This window comes from Streptomyces sp., from assembly GCF_019510245.1.
GTDB lineage: Bacteria > Actinomycetota > Actinomycetes > Streptomycetales > Streptomycetaceae > Streptomyces.
The window spans coordinates 1-19,465 of record NZ_JAEKKT010000057.1 but is presented as its reverse complement, the minus strand read 5'-3'; the positions used below and the strand labels follow the sequence as shown (position 1 = coordinate 19,465).

Genomic DNA, 19,465 nt, shown 5'->3' with positions numbered 1-19,465 from the left:
CCCCACTCGATGCGGCTCTGCGGTCGGTACCGCGGCCACCCGTTCCGGCGGCATCCCCCGCGGCCCGGCGGCCCGCGCCGCGGGATGTCGTGGTGGCCGTACTCGTCGGCGTTCCGCCGCCGCCCCGGCGGCGCCGGCCGGACCGGCTGCCGGGCCTGGGGCCGCTCTGCTCCGGCGGCGCCGCCGGCTGGGGGATCTCGATGACGACGGGCACGCCGGAGGGCTCGCGGGCGCCGGTGATCGTGGCCAGTTCCGTGTCGCTCGACGTGATACGGGCCGACCGGGGGCGGATGCCCGCGTCCGACATGAGCCGGGTGACGTCTCGCTTCTGCTCGGGCAGGACCAGCGTGACCACGCTGCCGGAGCCCCCGGCGCGCGCCGTACGGCCGCCCCGGTGGACGTAGTCCTTGTGGTCGCTCGGAGGATCGACGTTCACGACGAGGTCGAGGTCGTCGATGTGTATGCCCCGGGCCGCGACGTTCGTCGCCACCAGGGCGGTGACCTGGCCGTTCTTGAACTGTTCCAGCGTGCGGTTGCGCTGCGGCTGGGAGCGGCCGCCGTGCAGCGCCGCCGCGCGGACGCCGACGGCCAGGAGGCGCTTGGCGAGCCGGTCGGCGGATCTCTTGGTGTCGAGGAAGAGGATGACCCGGCCGTCGCGGGCCGCGATGCGCGTGGTGACGGCCTTCTTGTCGGTCTCGTCCTGGACGTGCAGCACGTGGTGCTCCATGGTGGTGACCGCCCCCGCGGACGGGTCCACGGAGTGCACCACGGGGTCGGTCAGGAACCGCTGCACCAGCCGGTCGATGTTGCGGTCCAGGGTGGCCGAGAAGAGCAGCCGCTGTCCGTCGGGCCGTACCTGCTGGATCAGCTTGGTGATCTGCGGCAGGAAGCCCATGTCGGTCATCTGGTCGGCCTCGTCCAGCACCGTGATGCGGACGTCGCCGAGTACGCAGTTCCCGCGTTCCACGAGGTCGTTGAGCCGGCCCGGACTCGCGACGACCACCTCGGCGCCGCGCCGGAGGGTGGCGGCCTGCTTGGTGATCGACAGTCCGCCGACCACCGTGGCCACCCGGAGGTTCACCGCCGTCGCGTAGGGGGTCAGCGCGTCCGTCACCTGCTGGGCGAGCTCACGGGTGGGCACCAGCACGAGCGCGAGGGGCGCCGTGGGCCGCGCGCGCAGTCCCGCCGTACGGGCGAGGAGCGCCAGCCCGAACGCGAGGGTCTTGCCGGAGCCGGTGCGTCCCCGTCCCAGCAGGTCACGGCCGGCGAGCGAGTTGGGCAGCGTCGCGGCCTGGATGGGGAAAGGGGTGGTCACGCCCTGCGCGGTCAGGGTCTTCAGCAGCGCCGCGGGCATGTCCAGGGCGGCGAAGTCCGCGACGGCGGGAAGCCCGGGTGTCGTGTTCTCCGGCAGCCGGAACTCACGCGCCGACGCCGCGGACGGCGGGGACGCCGCGGAGGACGTGGACGACGGGGTGCGCCTGTTCGGCTTCTGGGGCCTGCGGGACATGCGGCAGTCTGCCTTCCTGGACAGCACAAACCGGGGTCCGCACCTTGACGATACGGACCCCGGCGAGTGGACGACGCGTGGACCACGCGTCCGGCGATCAGGCGGGGACGATGTTCTCCGCCTGCGGGCCCTTCTGGCCCTGCGTGACGTCGAAGGAGACCCGCTGGCCCTCCTGGAGCTCACGGAAGCCCTGGGACTGGATGTTCGAGTAGTGGGCGAACACGTCCGGGCCGCCGCCGTCCTGCTGGATGAAGCCGAAACCCTTTTCGGCGTTGAACCACTTCACGGTTCCCTGTGCCATGACCTTCTCCGATCTGTAGGCAGAGGCCCCATCCGGAGATGCCGGTAAAACAACTAATGCGCCTGCAGGAGAAACATTCCCGTCAGGCGCACATAGGTTCATGGGTACCACAACTGCAACGCCACAACCGTAGCACAGCCTCAGACCCGGTCCGGAGCCCGCGCGGCCTCGGGCTGTCCGAGGCGCTCCGCGGCGGTCCACCGGGGCAGCATCACCAGCACCGTGCCCAGCGCCAGCCCCGCGGCAGGCAGGACGGGGAACCGGCCGTCCGGCGCGAAGCCCCGCACCGCGAAGCGGCCCAGGGCGGTGACGTCCAGGGCCAGCCCGGCCCACAGCGGCCACGCACGGCGCAGGCCGGCGTCGGGCACCGTCCGCCCGTAGAGCACGCCCAGCCCGCGTTCCAGCGGCCGCAGTGCGGACACGACGCAGGCCAGGACGGCGCCGAGCACCAGCAGCCAGGGCACGCGCAGCCCCCACCACGCCGCCGACCCGAGTGCCGGCTCGGGCGCGAGGCCGGTCAGGTAGAACGCGGCGGCGGCGATCAGCACCGGCAGCATGTGCCACAGATACAGCGTCATGCTGGCCGCGCCCACGGGGCGGACCACCCGCCACACCCGCTCGCGGTCCAGCAGCCGCCGCAGCGGCGGCGCGGCGAGAAGGCTCACGCCGACCTGGGCGACCACCCACGCCAGCATCGCGGCGGACGGCGGATTCGTGTTGCTGGGACTCTGCCCGGTCACCAGGATCAGGCTGACCGGGAACGGCCCGAGGGCCACCAGCGCCGCGAAGGCCAGCCCGCCGCCCGCCGCCATCCCGAGCGGCACGAGCCGACGGCCGGTCAGCAGACCGTCCCGCCAGCAGAAGCCCAGCTGATAGGCGACACCCCACACCAGCACGTAGTTCAGCAGTCCGACGTAGGGCGCGTGCACGCTCACCACGAGGGCGTCGGCCACCAGGGCGACCGCCCCCAGTACCGGCGCAACGCCCGCTCCCCACCGCAGGTGCGCCGCGTACAGCGCCGGTGTCAGGGCACTGAGCAGCAGATACACCGGCAGGAACCAGAACTGCATCGCCATCGCCCATCCGACCAGCGCCAGCGTGTCCGCGTCGACGCCGACCGCCGAGCAGATGCCGACGGCGAGCAGCACCGCACCGCTGTAGACGGCCACCGGCAGCAGCAGCCGCAGCGCCCGCCGCCCCAGCCACCCCGCGGGTGTACCGCCGGCCGCCCGGGCCCGCGCCCAGGAACCGCCCCCGGCATGGCCCCCGGCGAGGAAGAACAGCGGCATGATCTGGAACCCGAGGGTCAGCCATTGGGTCCGGGGCACGGCCGCCAGCAGCTCCGGGGCGATGATCCGCCCGTCGGGCTCCCGGACCAGGGCGGTGATCAGCCAGTGGCCGAGCACGACGAGCACGATCGCCCACGCGCGCAGGAAGTCGACGTACCGGTCTCTGCTCATGGCCGTCATGATCCCGGGGACCCGTCGCCGGTCGTGGCGGAAAGCCCTGGCCGCAATCCAACCGTGCCCGGTACGACACCGTCCGCGCGGCCCCGGAGCCGGTCGCGGAGGGGACCCTCCGACGCCGCGCCGTAATTCGGTGGCGGCGCGGTGCACGTACCTTCTAGGGTCGGTTCAGTTCAGCGGTGGCAGAGGGCTGCCGTGGCCGACTCGGCTTGGTTGGGGAGGTGTTGACCGATGGCTGTCGTTGCGATGTGCGCTGCCCGCGACCAGAAGTTCATCCATTCCACCTCCGCGGCCACCGGCTGACCTCTCGGCTTCCCCGGGGCCGCCCTGTGAAGGGTCACCCTTGACTTCCAGCTCTGCTGTTTTCTCCGCGCTCGCTCCCTACGGCTGGGACGAGACCTGGGCGAAGGAGTTCGCCCCCCACGACGCCGAAGGACTGCTCGCCGGACGGGTCGTCCGGGTCGACCGCGGGCAGTGCGACGTCGTCACCGCCGGCGGGCCGCTGCGCGCCGACACCGCGTTCGTCACCCCGCACGATCCGATGCGCGTCGTGTGCACCGGCGACTGGGTCGCCGTGGAACCCGGCGGCAACCCCCGTTACGTACGCGCGTGCCTGCCGCGCCGCACCGCCTTCGTGCGCTCCACCTCCTCCAAGCGGTCCGAGGGCCAGATCCTCGCCGCCAACGTCGACCACGCCGTCGTCGCGGTCTCCCTCGCCGTCGAGCTCGACCTCGGCCGCGTCGAACGGTTCCTGGCGCTGGCCTGGGAGTCCGGGGCGCAGCCGGTCGTGGTCCTCACCAAGGCCGACCTGGTCCCGGACCCGGCGACCCTCGCGCACCTCGTCCAGGACGTGGAGACGACGGCCCCGGGCGTGCCGGTGCTGACGGTCAGCGCGCACGCGGGCGACGGTCTGGACGTGCTGGTCGCCCTCGTCGGCTCCGGCACGTCGGTGCTGCTCGGCCAGTCCGGCGCCGGCAAGTCCACCCTCGCCAACGCGCTCCTCGGCGAGGACGTGATGGACGTCCGGGCCGCCCGGGACGTCGACGGCAAGGGCCGCCACACCACCACCACCCGCAACCTCCTCGCGCTCCCCGGCGGGGGCGTGCTGATCGACACGCCCGGACTGCGCGGCGTGGGGCTGTACGACGCCGAGACCGGCGTCGGGCAGGTGTTCGCCGAGATCGAGGAACTGGCGGAGGGCTGCCGGTTCTCCGACTGCGGACACGAGAGCGAGCCGGGATGCGCGGTGCGCTCCGCGGTGGAGGCCGGGGAACTGCCCGTACGCAGGCTGGAGAGCTACCGCAAGCTGACGCGGGAGAACCAGTGGATCGTCGCGAAGACCGACGCGCGGCTCCGGGCCGAGATGAAGAAGGACTGGAAGAAGCGGGGCGCGGAGGGGAAGGCGGCGATGGAGGCGAAGCGGGGGCGGTGGCGGTAGGGGACTGACCGCGGGACCGTGGGGGCCGGCCGCGAGCCCGGTTCCCCACGCCCGTCCCGGAGCGCGTCCCCGCCGGTGGGGCACCACGTCCGAATCCCGCCAGCCCCACCCTCCGCCATCACCCACACTTGAAGACGTGATGGACGAGGACACCAGGTACGAGGCGGTCCGCAGCCGGGACGCCCGGTTCGACGGCGCGTTCTTCTTCGCCGTCCGGACCACCGGCATCTACTGCCGGCCCAGCTGCCCCGCCGTCACCCCGAAGCGGCGCAACGTGCGCTTCTTCCCCACCGCGGCCGCCGCGCAGGGCTCCGGGTTCCGGGCCTGCCGCCGGTGCCGCCCGGACGCGGTCCCCGGTTCCGCCGAGTGGAACGTCCGTGCCGACGTCGTCGGCCGCGCCGTACGGCTGATCGGCGACGGCGTGGTGGACCGCGAGGGCGTCGCCGGGCTCGCCGACCGGCTCGGCTACAGCGCACGCCAGGTGCAGCGGCAGCTCACCGCCGAACTGGGCGCCGGCCCCGTCGCCCTCGCCCGGGCCCAGCGGGCGCACACCGCGCGCACGCTGCTCCAGACCACCGGACTGCCGATCACGGAGATCGCGTTCGCGAGCGGCTTCGCCAGCGTCCGGCAGTTCAACGACACCGTCCGCGCCGTGTACGCCACCACCCCGAGCGGGCTGCGCGAGGCCGCGCCGGGCGGCCGGGGCGCACGGCGCGGCTCCCCGGCCGCCGGGATCCCGCTGCGGCTCGCCCACCGCGGCCCGTACCAGGCCGGCCCCGTCTTCGACCTGCTGGAGCGCGAGGCGGTGCCCGGCGTGGAGGAGGTCACCGGCACCCCCGGCACGCGTACCTACCGCCGTACCCTGCGGCTGCCGTACGGCCATGCCGCCGTCGCCGTCGAGGAGCGGACCGGCACGACCCGTGCGACCGGAACGGGCCTCGGCGCCCACCCCGGCGGCTGGCTCGAAGCGCGGCTGCGCCTCACCGACCCGCGCGACCTGACCACCGCCGTACAGCGGCTGCGCCGGCTGTTCGACCTCGACGCCGACCCGTACGCCGTCGACGAGCGGCTCGCCGAGGACCCGCGGCTCGCTCCGCTGGTCGCCGCCCGGCCGGGGCTGCGCTCGCCCGGCGCCGCGGACCCGGCCGAGGCCGCCGTGCGGGCCCTCGTCGGCACCGCGGGCGCCGAGCGGCTGGTACGGCGGTACGGCAAGGCGCTGGACGCCCCGTGCGGCGGACCCACCCGCCTCTTCCCCGAGCCCGCGGTGCTCGCGGCAGCGGAACCCGGCGGCAGCCTCGGCGCGCTCGCCGCGGCGCTCGCCGACGGGACGCTGCGGCTGGACCCGGGCGCCGACCGGGACGAGGCGGAGGCGGCGCTGCGGGCCCTGCCCGGGATGGACCCGGCGACCGTCGCCACCGTCCGCGTCCGCGCCCTCGCCGACCCCGACGTGGCGCTGCCCGGTCCGCCCGGGCTCGACGTACCGGACGAGTGGCGGCCCTGGCGGTCGTACGCAGTCCGGCATCTGCTGGTCGAAGGAGAACCGAGGACCTGATGGACGTCACGTACTGGACACGGCTCGCTTCGCCGGTCGGGGAGTTGCTGCTCACCGCCGATGTCACCGGGGCACTGACCTCCCTGTCCGTCCCCGGGCAGAAGGGCGGCCGGAGCGTCGGGACGGGGTGGCTGTCCGATCCCGGTCCGTTCCGGGCCGCCGAGGAGCAGCTCGCCGCCTACTTCGCCGGTGAACTCACCGAGTTCCGGTTGGAGTTGAGCGCGCAGGGGACGGAGTTCCGGGAGCGCGTGTGGACCGCGCTCGACAGCGTTCCCTACGGGGTGACGACCACGTACGGCGAGATCGCCGCGCGGATCGGGGCGTCCCGGATGGCGGTCCGGGCGGTCGGCGGGGCGATCGGCGCCAACCCGCTGCTGATCGTGCGGCCTTGCCATCGGGTGATCGGGGCGGACGGGACGATGACCGGGTACGCGGGGGGAGTCGACCGGAAGGTGCGGTTGCTGACGCTGGAGGGAGCGGTGGGCCGAGCAGCGCCTCGCCCGTAGTCGCAGAACAACCGTCACCGCCCCTCCCGGCGCTCCGCCACCCGGGTGGTCTCGTGGTCGAGTCGCTGGTCAGGGCACCACCCGTATGTCACCTTCCCCTCCAGTAGGCCTCGGAAGGGCAGGTGGGGATGGGCAAGGTCGGGCGCGTGCTCCTGGTGGCGTTGCTGACGGTGATGGGGGTGAGCGGGCGGGCCGGTGCCGACCCGGAGCCCGCGCTCTGGGCGGGGAGCTGGGAGGCCGCGCCCTCCGGTACCGAACCGGCGTTGCCCGGCGCCGCGTACCGCAACGTCGTTCACCTGAGCGTCGGCGGCAGCGAGGTGCGGGTGCGGGTCAGCAACCGGCTGGGCAGCGCCCCGCTCCGCCTCGGGGCCGTCACCGTCGCCCTGCGGCAGGGCTACGGCCCGGCCGCCGTACCCGGCTCGATGCGCGCCGCCACCTTCGCGGGCGCCGGCACCGCCGTCGTACCCGCCGGGCAGGACCTGGTCAGCGACCCGGTGCCGCTCGCCGTCCCGGCCGCCGCCGACCTGCTGGTCAGCGTCGAGACCCCGGGCGACTCCGGGCCCGCCACCTACCACCGGGTCGCCCTCCAGACCAGCTACCTCGCCGAGGACGGCACCGGGCGGGCCGACGACGAGGACGGCGGCGCCTACACCCGCACCACCGGCCACTGGTACTACGTCACCGGCGTCGACGTGCAGGCCGTGACCCGCGGCACCGTGGTCGCCCTCGGCGACTCCCTCACCGACGGCAACGGCACCAGCATGGACGCCAACCACCGCTGGCCCGACCGCCTCGCGGAGCGGCTGCGGTCCTTCCGGGTCGGCGTCCTCAACGCCGGTGTCTCCGGCAACCGGCTGCTCCTCGACGGCACCGGGGGACCGGCGGCCCTCAGGCGCCTGGACGCCGACGGGCTCGACCGCAGTGGGGTCCGGACCCTGGTCGTCCTCGAAGGCATCAACGACATCAAGGGCACCCCGGAGACCACGGACCCCGCCGAGCTCGTACAGGCCTACCGGACCGTCGTGGCCCGCGCCCACGAGCGGGGGATCCGCGTGGTGGGCGCGACCCTCACCCCGTACGAGGGGTACAGCGCGTACACCGCCGCCCGCGAGGCCGTACGGCAGCGGGTGAACGCGCTGATCCGCACCGGACACGTCTTCGACGCGTACGTCGACTTCGACGCCGTCGTACGGGATCCGCAGCAGCCCGGCCGCATCCTGCCCGCCTACGACCCCGGCGACCACCTGCACTTCAACGACACCGGCACGCGCGCCCTGGCCGACGCCGTCCCGCTCGCCGACCTGCTCTGACTCCTCAGCCGGCCCAGATCACCGCGGTCAGCCAGCCGGCCGCGACGAGCAGGCAGCCGAGCAGCTCGGCCAGGACACTCGAGCCGCCCGCGCTCATCGCGGTGCGCAGGGCGGCCCGCGCCTCGGCACGGCGGCCGAGACGGAGCCGTTCGTGCAGGTAGATCCCGGCCATGAAACCGGGGATCGCGCCGAGGACGGGGAGCAGGACGAAGCCGAGGACGGCGCCCGCTCCGGCGTACACGGCCATCCGAGGGGTGGCACCGCTCGCCCGGAGCCGCCGCGGGGGCAGGGCCCAGCGGACCACCAGCGCCACCAGCAGCACCAGGGTCGCCCCGACCAGGACCGTCCAGGCCACCGGGCGCGGGTCGTACAGCGCCCACCACAGCACCGCGGCCCACACCAGTCCCGTCCCCGGCACCCCGGGCACCAGCACCCCGCACAGGCCGAGCACCAGCACCAGCCCGACCAGCAGGAGTTCCCCTGCTCCCATCTGCCCAGAGTGCCGGACGGCGACAGGACGCGCAGGTCAGTTGAGCAGGGCGCCGCGCGACCCCGGGCGGTGCCGCCACCCGGCGGTCCGGGCGGCCATGGGACCGTGCCGCCAGTCCGTGCCGCTCCAGTCGGCGCAGCGCGCGCTCGGTGTCCGGTTCCGCGAGCGCCGGACGCCGTGCCGGGCCGGGCAGGTCGGCGGCGCCCGCGGGCACCAGTGCCCGGTAGGCCGACTCGTCCTGTTCGCCCAGCCCCAGCGCTGCCGGCATCGACCCGCGTCCCTCCCTCGAACCCCGGTGGCCTGGCGGGACCCGGCCACGGCGCAAACCCGCCGCGGCACATCATCGCCGTACCTCGGGTCACTCTGCCAAGATCACGTCACCGCAGCACCTTCGCACGGGAAACCGACGCGCCGTCCACAGCTGACCACCAGGAAGACCCGTCAGAATCTGGCCTTCCGGCCGGCGGTGCGGCGTTCGGCGGTGCGAACGGTGACCGGCCCCATGACGCGCGTACGCGTAGGGGATCTGGGGCCGGTCACTCCGGTGTCGCCGGGTGGTTCTCCCGTGGGGGGTGGGACCACCCGGCGACTCACACGTGTCAGCCCCGGCACCCCCGGCACTCCGGTCGCCTCTTGTCACCCCCTGCCGGTCGCGCCTCGTCCGTGTCGTCCACGCCGTCCGTCCCGTGCGTGTCGCCGATTCCCTTTCCTCGTACGGGTGTCCAGGAGGTCCCTCGTCACGCCGTTCGAGACGGGGTCGCGTGCGGGATTTTCCTGATGCCCCGTTTTCATCCGGCCCCCGCGGTGGACAATTAGGGGCATGAGCCAGCCAGGGGGTAGGCCCGCCCGTCATGAGGACGACTGGTGGGGGCAGTTGTACGACGACTCCACCGAGGACACCGGACCCACGGCCGCACCCGATTCCCTGGACGACCGCTTCGCCTCGGCGAAGAAGACGGTGGGGGGACGGCGGGGCGTCACCGCGGAACCGGGCGACGAGCCGCCACCGCCGACCGTGCCGGCCCAGCGGACGCCCGCCGTCCCCGCCGCCCCGGCCGAGGACGTCAGGGCCGCGGCGAAGCCCTGGCCGTGGGACGAGGAGGACCAGGAGCCGCTGGAGGCGGACGACGACCCGGCGGACCTCCACCCCGCCACCCGGCTCGACCCGACCGGCCCGCCCTCGTATGCCGCCCCGGAGTTGCCCGGGTCCCCGGAGTTCCCGGAGTCCCCAGGTTTCCCGGAGGCATCGTCCGCCCTGGCCGTCCCGGCCGCCGCCTCGGCCTCCTCCGTCGACTACGTCGGCTCCGGACCGCCCACCTACGACGCCGAGCCCACCGCCCTGCCCGCCGCCGACCCCGACGAACTCGACGACCTGGTCGCCGACACCGTCCTGGAGGGCGCCCGGTACGGCGCCTGCACCCTGCGGGCCGTCTCGCAGCGCGGCGACTCCGCCCGGTACCGGGGCGAACCGCGCCGCGACGCACTGCTCACCGCCCGCTTCGGGGCCGGCGAACAGGCCCTGGTCCTGGTCGCGATGGCCACCGGCGCCCGGGCCACCCCCGGCGCGCACCGGGCCGCCGCCGAGCTGTGCGAGTGGATCGCCCGGGCCGTGGGCCGCAGCCACCAGCGGCTCACCGAGGACATCCAGGCCGCCCGGCGCGGCGACCTCAAGTCCGGACTGCACCGGCTCACCGACCGCAGCCTCGGCAAGCTCCGCGCCAGCGCCGCCCAACAGGGCATCGCCCCCGAGGAGTACGCCGCCAGCCTGCGCTGCCTCCTGCTCCCCGCCCACTCCCAGTGCCGTACCCGCGTCTTCTTCGGGGTCGGCGAGGGCGGCCTGTTCCGGCTGCGGGGCGGCGAGTGGCAGGACATCGAACCGCGCGTCGACACGGACACCCCCGGTGAACCCGTGCTCGGCTTCGGCTCGCTGCCCGCCGAGACCCCGGCCGGCGACCGGCTCACCATGGACCTCGGCATCCCGACCCCGCCGAGCCCCTACGAACCGGCCCCCGAGCCGCCCCGCGACCCGTTCCTGTTCCGGGCCTCGGTAGCCCGCCCGGGTGACGCCCTCGTGATGTGCACGGGCGGCCTCGCCGATCCGCTGCGCGGCGAGCCCGCACTCTGCGCCTACCTGGCCCGACGCTGGTCCGGCCGCACCCCGCCGGGCCTCGCCGCGTTCCTCGCGGACGCCCAGGTCCGGGTCAAGGGGTACGCCGACGACCGCACGGCGGCGGCCGTCTGGGAGGCGTGAGCGCGTCCTGTGTGGATACATGGAAGGGCATCGCGGGGGGAAGCCGGAGATCCGCGCAGCCGAAGGGTGCCCGACCGCCATGGCCAAGCAGAACGTCGCCGAACAGTTCGTCGACATCCTCGTCCGCGCCGGAGTACGCCGCCTCTACGGCGTGGTCGGCGACAGCCTCAACCCGGTCGTCGACGCCGTCCGCCGCAACTCCGCCATCGACTGGATCCACGTCCGCCACGAGGAGACCGCCGCCTTCGCGGCCGGCGCCGAGGCCCAGATCACCGGCACGCTGGCGGCCTGCGCCGGCTCCTGCGGCCCGGGCAACCTGCACCTCATCAACGGCCTGTACGACGCCCACCGCTCGATGGCCCCCGTCCTCGCCCTCGCCTCGCACATCCCCTCCAGCGAGATCGGCCTCGGCTACTTCCAGGAGACCCACCCCGACCGGCTCTTCCAGGAGTGCAGCCACTACAGCGAACTGATCTCCAGCCCGCAGCAGATGCCCCGGCTGCTGCAGACCGCCATCCAGCACGCGGTCGGCCGCAGCGGGGTGAGCGTGGTGAGCCTGCCCGGTGACATCGCCGACCGGCCCGCCCCGGAGCAGTCCGCCTCGGCGGCCATCGTCACCTCCCGGCCCACCGTCCGTCCCGGCGACGCCGAACTGGACAAGCTGGTCGCGATGATCGACGCGGCGGACAAGGTGACCCTGTTCTGCGGCAGCGGCACGGCGGGCGCCCACGCGGAGGTCATGGAGCTGGCGGAGAAGGTCAAGTCCCCGGTCGGCCACGCCCTGCGCGGCAAGGAGTGGATCCAGTACGACAACCCGTACGACGTCGGCATGAGCGGGCTGCTCGGCTACGGTGCCGCCTACGAGGCCACCCACGAGTGCGACCTGCTGATCCTGCTCGGCACCGACTTCCCGTACAACGCCTTCCTCCCCGACGACGTGCAGATCGTCCAGGTCGACGTCCGCCCCGAGGTGCTGGGCCGCCGCTCCCGCCTGGACCTCGCGGTGTGGGGCGACGTGCGCGAGACCCTGCGCTGCCTGGTGCCCCGGGTGCGCGCGAAGGAGAACCGGCGGTTCCTCGACCGGATGCTGAAGAAACACGCGGACGCGCTGGAGGGGGTGGTGAAGGCGTACACGAGGAAGGTCGAGAAGCACGTCCCGATCCACCCGGAGTACGTGGCCTCGGTCCTCGACGAACTCGCCGACGACGACGCCGTGTTCACCGTCGACACCGGCATGTGCAACGTGTGGGCGGCCCGCTACATCTCGCCCAACGGCCGCCGCCGGGTGATCGGTTCGTTCTCGCACGGCTCGATGGCCAACGCGCTGCCGATGGCCATCGGCGCCCAGTTCACCGACCGGCGGCGGCAGGTCGTGTCGATGTCCGGGGACGGCGGATTCGCCATGCTGATGGGCGACTTCCTGACCCTCGTCCAGTACGACCTGCCGGTGAAGGTGGTCCTGTTCAACAACTCGGCGCTGAGCATGGTCGAGTTGGAGATGCTGGTCGGAGGGCTGCCCGCGTACGGCACCGCCAACACCAACCCCGACTTCGCCGCCGTGGCGCTGGCCTGCGGTGCCTACGGGGTGCGGGTCGAGAAGCCCAAGCAGCTCGCGGGCGCGCTGAAGGCCGCCTTCAAGCACAAGGGACCGGCCCTGGTCGACGTGGTCACCGACCCCAACGCGCTGTCCATCCCGCCGAAGATCAAGGCGGAGATGGTCACCGGCTTCGCGCTCTCCGCGTCCAAGATGGTCCTCGACGGCGGTGTCGGCCGGATGGTGCAGATGGCCCGCTCCAACCTGCGCAACGTGCCGCGGCCGTAGCTCAGCCTTCGGTCGGCACCCACTGGCGGACGCCGTCGACGAAGCCGTACCAGTAGTGCGGCAGGCCCTTGATGGAGCTGGTGCGGAACGGCCGGCCGTGGTCGTCGATCCGGACCGTGCCGCTGCGGCCCTGTGACGACCAGTCGAGTTCGAGGTACCAGCGGCAGTCGCAGCCCGCGGTGCTCGCCTTGACGCGCAGCACCTCGGGGTCCGTGGCGGAGACCCGGTAGGGCAGGTGCATGGTGGAGACGGTCTGCCCGTCGGGGCCCTCACCGGCCACCGGGCGGGCGATGGGGCGGTCCTTGTCCAGGTTCACGTCGAAGTAGCGCGGGGTGAGCCCGCCGCCGCAGCCGTCCGCCATGGAGTAGGCGATGCCGGGCGCGGGAGCCGTACGGCCGACGACGCGCACCCGCAGGGCCTCCAGGACGACGGCGGTGGACGAACGGCCCTGCACGGACACGTCCACGATGGTGTCGCCGCCGTGGATCGCGCCCTGGGTGGCCGCCCAGGTGCCGGCGTCCTGCGGGGCGGGCGGCGGCGGGACCTGGGCCGGCTGCTTGTCGATGACGTAGTCGTGGTCGCAGCCCAGCTCCCACAGCTGCGAGTTCGCGGTCCAGGTGAGGGGAACGGCGGTCGAAACCGGGGTGCCGGGCGTGCTGCCGGAGGGGGAGGAGGTCCTGGCACCGCCCGCCGCGGACGCGGACGAGGAAGAGGGCGGGGACGACGGGGTCGCGGAGGCGGAGTTCGGCCCCGGTCCGGTGGCGCCGCTGCCGTGGCGCTCGGCGTCACCGGCGGCGGTCGTGGCGGAGGAGGCCGGGTCCCGGGCCGCGCTGCCCCCGGCCTGCCGGTCGCCGGGGAGGGCGGCCAGGGTGCCCAGCGTCGCCAGGAGGACGGTGGCCACGGCCGAGGCGACCAGCGTGCGACGCCGTCGGTACCAGGGGCGGGCGACGAGGGCCGCTTCCGCCAGGGGTTCGGCGGCGGCCCCGGGGATCTCCGCCGGTTCGCCGGCACCGGCCGGTGCCGGGGCGTCGGCCGCCTGGCCGGTGCTCCGCGGGGTCTCCGCGTTCTCCGCGTTCTCCGCAGGCGTCGCGCTCTCCACGGCGCGCGGTCGCTGGCGTGCCGCCACCGCGCGCAGCCAGCGCTCGTGGAGTTCGAGCCGCTCCTGCGGTGTCGCCCCGCAGAACGCGGCCAGGCGTTCCACCGGGGCGAAGTCCAGTGGTACCGCCTCGCCCGCGCAGTAGCGGTGCAGGGTGGAGGTGTTCATGTTCAGCCGACGGGCCAGGGAGCCGTAGCTCCGGTCCGTACGGTCCTTCAACTGCCGCAGCAGCGCAGCGAACTCCTCGACGTCGTCGCGCACGGGCGTCCTCCCCCGGTCCTCGCCATCCCAGGCACTCATATACCTGCACGTCAACGGGGCTGGGATGGTTCCAGGGCGGGGAAACGGGCGGCGGTCGTTGCGGTCCGCGCCGGTGACGGCCGATGCTCTTGGTGTCGCACCGAGCAGGGCCGGACCGACCAGCCGGCCGCTTCGGCGGCAGCCCACACCCATGCACCGACCCACGGGGGAACACCCATGCCCAAGCGCACCCGAGCAGGCGCGCTCACCGCACTCGCCGGCGCCGCACTCGTCGCCGGTACCGCGCTCGCCGCTCCGGCGGCGGCCGCACCCAAGGCGCCCGGCTTCCTCACGGCGGCCGACCTGCCGCCGCGGGCCGGCACGTCCTGGACGGCCGGCAAGGTCACCGCCGGCATTCCGGAGGAGGTCAAGCAGGACATCTGCATCGGCGTCGGGCTCGGCGGCGGCCAGGACTCCTGGTACCGGAAGTTCCGGACCGACCTCGACACGAGTGCCCGTCAGGTCAGCGCCGAGCTGCCCAGCGTCCGCCTGGCGAAGGGCCGGTTCGCGAAGCTCGACGAGGACATCGTGTCCTGCGCGGACCGGATCGAGATGGCGGACCCGCAGATGCGGGCCACGTTCCAGGACCACGGCACCCTCCCGGTCGGGGACGGCGCCCATGTCTACGCCCTGCGCACCGTGACCGCCTGGGGCACCAGTGACATCCGGCTGATCTCCATCGGCCGGGAGGGGCGCACCGTCACGGTCGTGGACTGGGGGCAGCTCGGCGGCTTCGTGGACGCGCCCGTGAAGGCCTTCAAGAAGACCACCAGCACGGCCGTGCGCAAGCTCCACTGACGCACGGTCACCAGGTCCGGGGCCGGCCTCTCCCTCGGGGGAGGGGAGGGCGGCCCCGGACGCAGGACTCCAAGTCACCAAGACACCAAGTCACCAAGACACGAAGTCACCAAGACACGAAGACAGAGAAAACGGGGAACAGACATGAGCAGCAAGACCCGCGCCGTCCTCACCGCCGGCGTCCTCGCCGTGGCCCTCGGCCTCGGCGCCACCGCCCAGGCCTCGGCCGGCGCACCGCGCACCGTCAGTGGCAGCCCGGCCGACAACATCACCCGCATCGCCGACTTCTACGGCGCCTACATCGACGCGGAGAGCGACCCGGACGGCAGCGGCCATCTGTCCACCGCGCTGCGGGCGTACTACATCGCCCCGACCTACCTGAAGAAGCTGAAGGCCTGGGAGAACCGCGAGCACGCGGACGGGGTGCTGCGGGCCCAGAACACCCCGCTCAAGTGGAAGGTCACGGAGAACGGCACCAGGAAGTACACGGAGGCCGTCATCACGCTCTACTGGAGCCGCAACACCACCACGAAGGTGGTCGTCGACATGACCCGGGACACCCACAAGATCGTCAACATCGGCACCAAGGGCCTCGGGAGCAAGTAGCCGGAAGGACAGGTTTCGGCCAGGTTCACCGGCGCCGTGGACCGGGGGAATCAGCTCGGCGGGTTGTGTGAGGGGCTGGTTCGCGCCGGGTCCACGGCACCGGTGGCGCGTACGGGACGGTCCGGGCCGCGGTGTACGCGCGGGGGCGGACCCGGGACTTGGCCGAACACCCGGTCGTCATCGGCGTGACATGACTGGCCCGTGCCCGAGCGGGCATGGATCCCCGTGAACGTGTTCGATCAGGAGGGGATCCGGCAAACAGCGTGCGGGCGGGGGTCATGAACAGTCAGGCACGAGGGGGCGGTCCCGTGGCCATCGGGGCCTCCTCGGCGAAGACCGCGGGGGAAGAGACTGACACGACGGAACGGGGCAACCCGTCGCAGCTCAGGCGCCGGCTGGGACGGTCGGACCTGCGGGCGGTGCCCGAGACGCGCAGGGAACTGCGGGAACTGCTGCGGCACTGGGGGCGGCCCGGCCGCTCCGAGATAGCGGAACTGCTCACCAGCGAACTCGTCACCAACGCGCTCGTCCACACCGACCGGGAGGCGGTGCTGACGGCCGTCGTGGCACCGGGCCAACTGCGGGTGGAAGTAAGGGACTTCGTGGCCCGCAAGCCGCGGATGTGCGCCCCCGGCACCGACGACGGCACACACGGCCGGGGCCTGGTGCTGGTCGACGCCTTCGCCGACGCGTGGGGCGTCCAGGCACACGAGGTCGGCAAGTCGGTGTGGTTCGAACTGGACGCGGAGGCCGCCTAGCCGGCGCCTCGTACCCAACGGGACGGGGGCGTGACCGTCGTGGTCACGCCCCCGTCCCGAGGTGCTGTGCGGCAGCGGTCGGTCAGCCGAACTGCTGCTCGAGGTCCTTGAGCTTGCGCTCCAGGGAGTCGAGGCGCGGCAGCGCCATTGTGTCGTCCTCCGCGGTCAGGTCGACGGTGATCGGGTCAGACCCTTTGCGGACGGGCTGAAGGGAGGGCCGCTGGCGTACGGGCAGCTGCTCCGGCGCTATGGCAGGCTCCGCAGTGGGCTGAGGAGCGCGCTCGACCTGGTGCACCTCGTCCTGCCGGCCGGTGCGTCCGACGAAGCCGCGGTGGCCGCGGCTTATGGCCTTGAGCTGGGCCCGCTCCAGACGGTCCTGCTCGCGGCGGCGCAGCCGGTTCGCCTCCTTCTGGCGCTTGTCCTCGCGCACCTCGTCGACCGCCTCGTCCAGGCTGCGCACACCCTCGAGGAGCATCAGCGACCAGGCCCTGTAGGTCTCGCGGGGAGCGCGCAGCCAGCGGACGATGCGGATCTGCGGCAGCGGGCGCGGCACCAGGCCCTGCTCACGCAGGGCGGCCTTGCGGGTCTGCTTCAGCGCGCGGTCGAAGAGGACGGCCGCGGACAGCGACATGCCGGCGAAGAACTGCGGGGCGCCGGCGTGGCCCCCGCCCCTGGGAGCGTGCACCCAGTTGAACCAGGCGGACGCGCCCGCGAACGTCCACACGAGGATCCGGGAGCCGAGCGCCGCGTCACCGTGGCTGGCCTCGCGCACCGCGAGGACGGAGCAGAACATCGCGGCGCCGTCGAGGCCGAACGGCACCAGGTACTCCCAGCCGCCGGAGAGGTTGAGGTTCTGCTGGCCGAAGCCGACCAGTCCGTGGAAGGAGAGGGCGGCGGACACCGCCGCACAGCAGAACAGGAGCACGTAGGCGGCGGTGGCGTAGATGGCCTCCTTGCGCCGGCGCCGCTCCTCGCTGCGCTCCCACGAGTCGTCCTTCGCGTGCTCCCCGCCGGACCGCTTGGAGCGCGTCAGCACCGCCACCGCGACCAGCATGCCCAGGAGCAGTACGGCGCCGGGAAGCAGCCAGTTCAGCGATATGTCGGTCAGTCTCATCTAGGGGTCCCTTGCATTGGGATAGGGCGTATCGCCCGCCATGGTGGCCCAATCCCACTGGCCCTCAGGGGGTTTCGGGGCAAGAGGCCGCCAAGGAAGTGCAAGGGGATGCCCCAGGCGGCATTCTGCTCGAACTGCCGCATGAGGGGCGGGAGTTGAGTTCGAGTAAGACTACCCATACGGGTGGTTCCTCGGAAAGTTCCTGCGGCAAGTGGGGAAGTTGTGAATTTCCTGTCCGCGCAGGGGTGGTCTTGCCACCGGCGATCTTAGTGGATGCCGGGGGGTGCTGTGTCCCGGGGGTGGGTGCTGCGGGCGCCCTGAAGGGGACTCAGGCCGCCGCGGCCGCCGTGAGTTTGGCGATCCGCTCGTCGTCGCAGGTGCGCGGGCAGGTGGCGCAGGTGTCCTCGGGGCGCAGCGTGTAGTACATGCAGCAGCTCGCCCGGTCCCGGGTCGGCAGCGGCTCACCGGCCGGCCCGGACAGCACCCGGAAGGCGGCGGAGCCGACGTACGGCCTGGTCGCACCCGGGAGCAGCTGTTCGAGTTCGCGTACGGCCCGTGTCTCGTCCCCGAGCAGTCCGGCGACGTACCAGAGCCCCTCGACGACCTCGTCCGTCGCCATGCCCCACAGCGCGCGCCCGCGCCGCCGCATCCGCGGCCCGAAGCCGCCCAGGACCGGCTCCAGATGGTCGGCGACGGCCGCCCGCACCTCGGCCCGCAGCGCCTCCTCGCCGGCCACGACGACCGCACCGGGCAGCGTCGCCGCAGGGTCGCCCGGCAGGCAGGCGAAGGAGGCGATGCGTACGGCCATCCGGCCCGCCGTGCGGTCGTACGACACCCCGGTCGCGGGGAGGCGGGGGACCCGGCGGTCCAGGAACCAGGGGAGGGTGATCAGGAGGCAGGCGGCCCAGCCGTAGCGGTGCAGGCCGAAGGTGGCGACCACGTCGGGGCGGGCCGGCTTCCCCTCGTCCCGCAGGATCTGGTCCTCGTCCCAGGCCAGGAAGGCGTCCAGGCCGGGGCCGCCGGCCGCCAGTTCGGCGGCGCCGATCCAGCCCCCGCCCCGGGGCGCCGGGTCGCCCGGTCCCAGCTCCGTGACCGCCAGATCCGGGCAGGCCTCGGTGAGGCGCGCGTAGGCGGCGGAGACGGGGGAGGGCATGGGCTACCACCGATCGGATGCGGACCGACTGCCAGATAAGTAAGCCTTACCTTACCCATTCGTTCGGAAATTTGAACCAGCGCCTTGTGCGCCTAAGGTGCTTGACGGACAAGTAACAACCCGCCGTTAATGACCCAAGTGCCGACGAGCCGGAGGAGGACCTGTGAACCAGCGCGCGCACCCGGCTCCCGCCGAGACGGCCAGGGTGCCGGCGCAGTCGCGGTCCGGGAAGTCGGCGCGGGAGGCGCCCGGTTTCCCCGCCGGTCCGTCGGACGCCCGGGGTGAGCACACCCACGGCGAGCGGCCGGTCCCGCAGCCCCGGCCCGCCGTGCAGCGGGCGTCCGTGCGCGGGCAGATCCTCGACGCGCTGCGTACCGCCCTGGTCGGCGGCGAGCTGGCGCCCGGCGAGGTGTACTCGGCACCGGCGCTGGGGGAGCGGTTCGGGGTCTCCGCGACGCCGGTGCGCGAGGCCATGCAGCAGCTCGCCCAGGAGGGCGCGGTCGAGGTCGTGCCCAACCGCGGGTTCCGGGTCGTCGAGCGGGGCGCCCGCGAGCTCGCGGAACTGGCCGAGATACGGGCGCTGATCGAGGTGCCGGTCATGATGCGGCTGGCGCGCAGCGTGCCGGCCGAGCGGTGGGCCGCGTTTCGGCCGCTGGCCGAGGAGTCGGTGCGGGCGGCGGCGACGGGGTGCCGGGCGACGTACGCGGAGGCCGACCGGGCGTTCCACCGGGCCGTGCTGGGCCTCGCGGGCAACGAGCAGCTGGTGCAGATCGCGGAGGACCTGCACCGGCGGGCGGTTCCGCTGCGCGGGGCGCGCGCCGACCTGATGGCGGACGCGGCGGAGCACGCGGCGTTGCTGGAGGCGTTGATCTCGGGGGAGCTGGACGCGGTGCGGACGCTGGTGGCCGGGCATTTCGCCGACGCGGGCTGAAGCTGGTGGCCGGGCATTTCGCCGACGCGGGCTGAAGCTGGTGGCCGGGCATTTCGCCGACGCGGG

17 protein-coding genes and 1 pseudogene are annotated in these 19,465 nt (G+C 73.5%); 10 read left to right on the top strand and 8 right to left on the bottom strand.

Features of this window, described 5'->3' with window-relative positions; translation table 11 throughout:
- From JF597_RS02755 to JF597_RS02745, 3 genes are all read right to left on the bottom strand, one after another.
- On the bottom strand, positions 1 to 1,507 hold a 1,507-nt coding region (locus JF597_RS02755; protein ID WP_293988147.1), incomplete at its 3' end, for a DEAD/DEAH box helicase.
- A 97-nt stretch (positions 1,508 to 1,604) separates the two neighbouring features.
- Positions 1,605 to 1,808 (bottom strand): cold-shock protein, encoded by a 204-nt coding sequence (locus JF597_RS02750; protein WP_016578941.1) that lies wholly within the window; start codon positions 1,806 to 1,808, stop codon positions 1,605 to 1,607.
- 140 nt (positions 1,809 to 1,948) lie between these two features.
- Positions 1,949 to 3,268 carry an acyltransferase gene (locus JF597_RS02745; protein WP_293988129.1) on the bottom strand — a complete coding sequence of 440 codons (1,320 nt, stop codon included), beginning with the start codon at positions 3,266 to 3,268 and terminating at the stop codon, positions 1,949 to 1,951.
- Between the two features lie 349 nt (positions 3,269 to 3,617).
- On the opposite strand from JF597_RS02745, the gene rsgA reads away from it, so the two are divergent.
- The 4 genes from rsgA (at position 3,618) to JF597_RS02725 (ending at position 8,080) form a co-directional block, all read left to right on the top strand.
- A complete protein-coding gene (gene rsgA / locus JF597_RS02740) occupies positions 3,618 to 4,712 on the top strand; it encodes a ribosome small subunit-dependent GTPase A (protein WP_293988126.1) in 1,095 nt (364 codons plus the stop codon).
- A 139-nt stretch (positions 4,713 to 4,851) separates the two neighbouring features.
- On the top strand, positions 4,852 to 6,264 hold the full coding sequence (locus JF597_RS02735) for a DNA-3-methyladenine glycosylase 2 family protein (protein WP_293988153.1): 1,413 nt from the start codon (positions 4,852 to 4,854) through the stop codon (positions 6,262 to 6,264).
- On the top strand, positions 6,264 to 6,770 hold the full coding sequence (locus tag JF597_RS02730; protein WP_293988123.1) for a methylated-DNA--[protein]-cysteine S-methyltransferase: 507 nt from the start codon (positions 6,264 to 6,266) through the stop codon (positions 6,768 to 6,770). Before JF597_RS02735 ends, JF597_RS02730 begins: the two co-directional genes overlap by 1 nt.
- Positions 6,771 to 6,898: 128 nt before the next feature.
- Positions 6,899 to 8,080, top strand: coding sequence for an SGNH/GDSL hydrolase family protein (locus tag JF597_RS02725; protein ID WP_293988120.1), 1,182 nt, complete (start codon positions 6,899 to 6,901; stop codon positions 8,078 to 8,080).
- Between the two features lie 4 nt (positions 8,081 to 8,084).
- Here JF597_RS02725 and JF597_RS02720 read toward each other — a convergent pair whose 3' ends face one another.
- Complete coding sequence (locus JF597_RS02720; RefSeq protein ID WP_293988117.1) at positions 8,085 to 8,570, bottom strand: DUF456 domain-containing protein; 486 nt, start codon at positions 8,568 to 8,570, stop codon at positions 8,085 to 8,087.
- 55 nt (positions 8,571 to 8,625) lie between these two features.
- Positions 8,626 to 8,838, bottom strand: a pseudogene (locus JF597_RS02715) (helix-turn-helix transcriptional regulator); the annotation flags it as partial.
- Positions 8,839 to 9,390: 552 nt separating this feature from the next.
- On the opposite strand from JF597_RS02715, the gene JF597_RS02710 reads away from it, so the two are divergent.
- Together JF597_RS02710 and JF597_RS02705 are read left to right on the top strand one after the other, a co-directional pair.
- Positions 9,391 to 10,821, top strand: a complete 1,431-nt coding sequence (locus tag JF597_RS02710; protein WP_293988114.1) for a protein phosphatase 2C domain-containing protein — start codon at positions 9,391 to 9,393, stop codon at positions 10,819 to 10,821.
- Positions 10,822 to 10,900: 79 nt separating this feature from the next.
- A complete protein-coding gene (locus tag JF597_RS02705) occupies positions 10,901 to 12,643 on the top strand; it encodes a pyruvate dehydrogenase (protein ID WP_293988111.1) in 1,743 nt (580 codons plus the stop codon).
- Position 12,644: 1 nt separating this feature from the next.
- Here the strand turns inward: JF597_RS02705 and JF597_RS02700 are convergent, their stop codons facing one another.
- Positions 12,645 to 14,039 (bottom strand): helix-turn-helix transcriptional regulator, encoded by a 1,395-nt coding sequence (locus JF597_RS02700; RefSeq protein ID WP_293988108.1) that lies wholly within the window; start codon positions 14,037 to 14,039, stop codon positions 12,645 to 12,647.
- Positions 14,040 to 14,216: 177 nt separating this feature from the next.
- On the opposite strand from JF597_RS02700, the gene JF597_RS02695 reads away from it, so the two are divergent.
- The 3 genes from JF597_RS02695 to JF597_RS02685 all read left to right on the top strand — a co-directional run bounded on the left by JF597_RS02695 (position 14,217) and on the right by JF597_RS02685 (position 16,201).
- Positions 14,217 to 14,837: a hypothetical protein gene (locus JF597_RS02695; RefSeq protein ID WP_293988105.1), complete on the top strand. Its 621-nt coding sequence runs from the start codon at positions 14,217 to 14,219 to the stop codon at positions 14,835 to 14,837.
- Between the two features lie 144 nt (positions 14,838 to 14,981).
- The gene (locus tag JF597_RS02690) at positions 14,982 to 15,443 is read left to right on the top strand and encodes a hypothetical protein (protein WP_293988102.1); all 462 of its coding nucleotides are present in this window, start codon (positions 14,982 to 14,984) and stop codon (positions 15,441 to 15,443) included.
- Positions 15,444 to 15,751: 308 nt separating this feature from the next.
- The gene (locus JF597_RS02685) at positions 15,752 to 16,201 is read left to right on the top strand and encodes an ATP-binding protein (RefSeq protein WP_293988099.1); all 450 of its coding nucleotides are present in this window, start codon (positions 15,752 to 15,754) and stop codon (positions 16,199 to 16,201) included.
- 82 nt (positions 16,202 to 16,283) lie between these two features.
- Here the strand turns inward: JF597_RS02685 and JF597_RS02680 are convergent, their stop codons facing one another.
- Both JF597_RS02680 and JF597_RS02675 read right to left on the bottom strand, forming a co-directional pair.
- On the bottom strand, positions 16,284 to 17,315 hold the full coding sequence (locus JF597_RS02680; RefSeq protein ID WP_293988096.1) for a DUF2637 domain-containing protein: 1,032 nt from the start codon (positions 17,313 to 17,315) through the stop codon (positions 16,284 to 16,286).
- Positions 17,316 to 17,643: 328 nt separating this feature from the next.
- Positions 17,644 to 18,468, bottom strand: a complete 825-nt coding sequence (locus JF597_RS02675) for a (2Fe-2S)-binding protein (protein WP_293988094.1) — start codon at positions 18,466 to 18,468, stop codon at positions 17,644 to 17,646.
- Positions 18,469 to 18,673: 205 nt separating this feature from the next.
- Between JF597_RS02675 and JF597_RS02670 the strand changes: the two genes are divergently transcribed.
- A complete protein-coding gene (locus tag JF597_RS02670; protein ID WP_293988150.1) occupies positions 18,674 to 19,399 on the top strand; it encodes a GntR family transcriptional regulator in 726 nt (241 codons plus the stop codon).
- Positions 19,400 to 19,465 lie beyond the last annotated feature (66 nt).